The sequence below is a fragment of the Photobacterium alginatilyticum genome (genome assembly GCF_009910675.1).
Lineage (GTDB): Bacteria > Pseudomonadota > Gammaproteobacteria > Enterobacterales > Vibrionaceae > Photobacterium > Photobacterium alginatilyticum.
The window spans coordinates 1-3,679 of the sequence record NZ_RSEJ01000067.1 but is presented as its reverse complement, the minus strand read 5'-3'; the positions used below and the strand labels follow the sequence as shown (position 1 = coordinate 3,679).

General features: G+C 43.9%; 1 protein-coding gene. It reads left to right on the top strand.

Annotation, left to right across the window (positions count from 1 at the left end):
* The first annotated feature begins 2,017 nt into the window (after window positions 1-2,017).
* Window positions 2,018-2,248, top strand: a complete 231-nt coding sequence (locus EIZ48_RS27695; RefSeq protein WP_160658564.1) for a hypothetical protein — start codon at window positions 2,018-2,020, stop codon at window positions 2,246-2,248.
* Window positions 2,249-3,679: the final 1,431 nt, after the last annotated feature.

Genomic DNA, 3,679 nt, shown 5'->3' with positions numbered 1-3,679 from the left:
TCGTTTTCTTTGTCGCCTTTTACCCTGGCAATTCAGCAATGAGTTTCATCGTTACTTTGCTCTGAAAGGGCAGTTGCTTGTCTTAACCAATAGTTCGGTACAACAGCCAATCATGTCCGCAATAGGTTGTCATGCAAGTTGGTTTGGCTCAAATCGTTGAAAGTGAATCTGAACTATCAAAGTATGAATTTGTTGTCTGTATGACGCAGATTTATCATGGGTGGAAGGACTTTCGGCCAAACTAGTTCGTATTAATGGATGGAGTTGCATAACAAAGGTATCAAGGTGACTTGTTTGACTCGGCAGTTTTGGTTTGAAGTTCGATGCGCTTGGTAAGCTGGCCGTGGGGCACCTTATCGCAGGCGTTAGGCATSGGAAAAGCCTGCTTTWTGATCTGGTCGTAACCGCATCGCYCAAGAACGGGAAMTCTTWGGCCACTCGTTCATCGTAAGGCTGTCCTTAACGTTTTGAGAAATGCAGGTTGTTCCGTTCTTTGCTGCCTCAAACGATGGCAATAAGGATTCCTAGCTTCCTCGATACACTGCTGTGAAAGGCTTGTTGTCAACTTAACCCATCAGTCTAGTAGTGCAGCCTCGATTAGCACCTCATCAGGGTGTCATGCAAATGTAGCTGGCTTTAAGGTGTTGATAGTATTTATCTTACGTCAAGATTCGTGGATTCTGTATCCCATGGCTGGCGGCGGAGAATGCTGAGAGTTCATCGGCCAAGTAGAGATTTCACATGTGGAAATGCCTAACAAAGCAATCAAGGTGACCCGTTACACTCGGCGGTTTTGGTATGAAGTTCGATGCGCTTGGTAAGCTGGCCGTGGGGCACCTTATTGCAGGCGTTATGTTTTTCAGGTCATGGTTCATGTTTGCCTTCAGGTTAGTAGTGTTTTTACTGAAACGAACAGTAAGCTAAGTCCGGCTAGTGAGTAGTAAATATTTAGACCATTTAGGTTTTTGATAATGTTGGGGTAAATCCCTGAGACTATCAAAACTAGTCCCATAGGTATCGTACTTGCGGCTAATGCAAAATTCACTAGATCTTCAAGCTTCATGTTTGATAAGTCATTGTAATTATTATATACGCATAGAGTACACCCAATCAGTGCGAAGACTACTGATGCTATGTTTACCAAAATGCTTAAAGACATGAAATGCTCCTAACCTGAACGAAACCTTGTATTTTTTCCAAAAAAAAACCTGCCTCTGAGAACTCACACGGAGAAATCAGAGGCAGGTTCTTTACATAACTAAACGTAAAGCGGACTGCCGCTAAAGAGCCTTTGCTCATGTTCCAGTACTACTGGGCTTAGTTATATATTAATAAGTGACCTTAAATTTATGCATTGGCTAGATCATACCATAAAAAATAGCTTTGCCAAGTAAGTCATTGAGCATGAAGAAAAACATAACAAAGGTATCAAGGTGACGCGTTACACTCGGCATTTTTGGTATGGAGTTCAGCGGGCTTGGTAGGTTTGTCGTGGCGCACCTTATCCCAGGCGTTAGGCATGGGAAAAGCCTGCTTTATGATCTGGTCGTAACCGCATCGCTCAAGAACGGGAAATCTTAGGCCACTCGTTCATCGTAAGGCTGTCCTTAATGTTCGGAGAAATGCAGGTTGTTCCGTTCTTTGCTGCCTCAAACGATGGCAATAAGCATTCCTAGCTTCCTCAATACACTGCGGTGAAAGACTTGTTGTCAACTTAACACATCAGTCTGGTGGTGCAGCCTCGATTAGCATCTCATCAGGGTGTCATGCAAATATAGTTGGTTTTAAGGTGCTGATAATCAGTATGTTACTTTAGGTTTGTGGTCGCTGTATCCCACGGTTGGTGTTGGAGTACGCTGAGAGTTCATCGGCCAAGTAGATATTTCACATGTGGAAATGCCTAACAAAGGCATCAAGGTGACACGTTACACTCGGCGGTTTTGGTTTGGAGTTTTGTGGGCTTGGTAGGTTAGTCGTGGCGCACCTTATGCCCGGCGTTATGTGTTAAAGAGGAACCATGAGTAAGGAAGTCGAATTAAAACTTACGGAAGATGAGGCGTGGGTTCTTTTCGAATTCGTACGTAGGTTTAGTGATACAGATAAATTGAGTATTGAAGATCAAGCAGAAGAACGAGCTCTATGGAACTTGTGCTGTGTCTTTGAAAAATCCTTACATCAAGAATCGGAGATAGAATACAAAGACTTTCTTTCTCAATGTAGGGAACGGCTCAGAGACGAACCTGAGTAAATACTTGGGCATTGATTACAAAATAACAGAAGGGTGCTTGCCTTGAGGCGGATGAAGTTTGCCAGGAACTTAATTTGAGTACTAATGCTGACAAACTAAGCATGCAAATTTTTTAGTTTCTTTGCAAGCCGCAACTGGCTATGAGTGAGTTCATACACATAACAAAGCAATCAAGGTGACCCGTTACACTCGGCAGTTTTGGTTTGAAGTTCGGTGCGCTTGGTAAGTTAATCGTGGGGCACCTTATTGCAAGCGTTAGGCATGGGAAAAGCCTGCTTTTGGATCTGGTCGTAACCGCGTCGCTCAAGAACGGGAAATCTTAGGCCATTCGTTCATCGTAGGGCTGTCCTTAAAGTTCTTGGAAATGCAGGTTGCTCCGTTCTTTGCTGCCTCAGACGATGGCAATAGACATTCATAGTTCCTTCGATACACTGCTGTGAAAGGCTTGTCGTTTACTCAATCCATCAGTCTAGTGATGCAGCCTCGATTAGAACCTTATTAGGATGTCATGCAAATGTAGTTGGCTTTAAGGTGCTGATAATCTGTATGTTAATTTAGATTTGTGGTCGCTGTATCCTACGGTTGGCGTTGGAGCCCGCTGAGAGTTTGGCGGCCAAGCAAGGATTTCACCAGCGGAAATGCCTAACAAAGCAATCAAGGTGACCCGTTACACTCGGCGGTTTTGGTATGAAGTTCGGTGCGCTTTGTTAGTTTGGTGTGGGGCACCTTATTGCAGGCGTTATGGCACAAAAAGCACAGGCAACGTGGCTTTCGTTTCAGGTTTTGCGGGTCAAGTTTAGCGGCTACCAAGCCGATTTTCTCAGGCGATATACCTGAACGCTTTCAGTGTATAACGAACTGTGAATTTGGCTGGTTTTGTCCGCAGCACGCTTGATTTTCCAGTTGTGGTTGCTGTCAGAAATCCCATAAACATCATCGAAAGAAAATTATCAAAATTGGGCTTCAGATTATCAAGTTTCAATTCTTGCCAATTTTCCCTGAAGTTTCTGATTTATATCTGTTGGTAAAGAGCATTTCTTTCTCCAGTGGCAACTGATTTTACGAGTTGGTTCATGAAGTTATGTATCAATTTCTGTTCGGTTTTAACGGTAAGGTAAACTGGCTGGCGTTCAAGCAGATATTTCTGTAGCGGTAGCGTGCTTGGTAAGTGATTAAAATTCCTTGAGTTTGCCATAACAAGGCAATCAAGGTGACCCGTTACACTCGGCGGTTTTGGTATGAAGTTCAGTGCGCTTTGCTGGTTCAGTGTGGGGCACCTTATCGCAGGCGCTGGCGGATCCCCACATAATTTACGCACGATAATTGTTCCTTGCCATTAGAATTAGGGTGGATTGCGCCCAACGAATTGCTGAATCGTTGATGTGATATTCCAGCCGTCGGAAGACCTCTTTTCCTAGCCTAACAAATGAT

Excerpts from the sequence above, each read along its gene's own strand:
- EIZ48_RS27695 (WP_160658564.1), top strand. The coding sequence starts at position 2,018 with ATGAGTAAGGAAGTCGAATTAAAACTTACGGAAGATGAGGCGTGGGTT.